This is a genomic window from Oleiphilus sp. HI0067, assembly GCF_001635735.1.
In genome coordinates, this window is record NZ_LWFI01001325.1 from 1 (window position 1) to 734 (window position 734).

At 46.3% G+C, this 734-nt stretch carries 1 protein-coding gene; it reads left to right on the forward strand.

Annotation, left to right across the window (positions count from 1 at the left end; all coding sequences use genetic code 11):
- Nucleotides 1–31: 31 nt before the first annotated feature.
- Nucleotides 32–734 (forward strand): exodeoxyribonuclease VII large subunit (gene xseA / locus A3739_RS20790; protein ID WP_068502640.1); only part of this gene is annotated, 703 nt, incomplete at its 3' end.

The following is a 734-nucleotide window of genomic DNA, read 5'->3' on the forward strand; positions in this document are numbered from 1 at the left end:
TTCATAACCAACTGGTCAACATAAGCCCGCTATGCTCCCTCAAGAAGCCACCAACAATAAACCGACCGCACTTAGCGTCTCAGAACTGAATCGCCAAGTTAAACGAATGCTTGAAGTCAGTTACGCACAAGTATGGGTAAGCGGTGAGCTTAGCGGCCTTGCAAGACCAAGTTCAGGCCATTGGTACTTTTCTTTAAAAGACCAAAAAGCGCAAATTCGCTGTGCCATGTTTCGCGGTGCCAATCAACGACTACGCTTCCAACCAAAAGACGGTGATGAAGTTATTGTTCGTGGGAAACTCAGCCTATATGAAGGTCGCGGCGATTATCAACTGATCGTCGATAGCATGGAGCCAGCTGGGCTCGGCGCACTTCAAGCCGCATTTGACGCTTTGAAGCTTAAGCTAAATCAAGAAGGTCTTTTTGACAGACAGCATAAAAAACCAATTCCTCAAATGGCTAAGCGCGTTTGTGTCATTACATCTCGTTCGGGAGCCGTCATACACGACATCATCCACGTTACGAAGCGCCGCTTTCCAGGATTGGAAATAATATTAATCCCTGTCAAAGTGCAAGGCGAAGGCGCTGCACAAGAAATCGCAAAAGCAATCCAACTCGCAAATGATAAACAGATTGCAGATGTATTGATCGTAGGCCGTGGAGGTGGCTCTTTAGAAGACTTATGGGCATTCAATGAAGAAGTTGTTGCTCGTGCAATCTTTGATAGTGCATTGC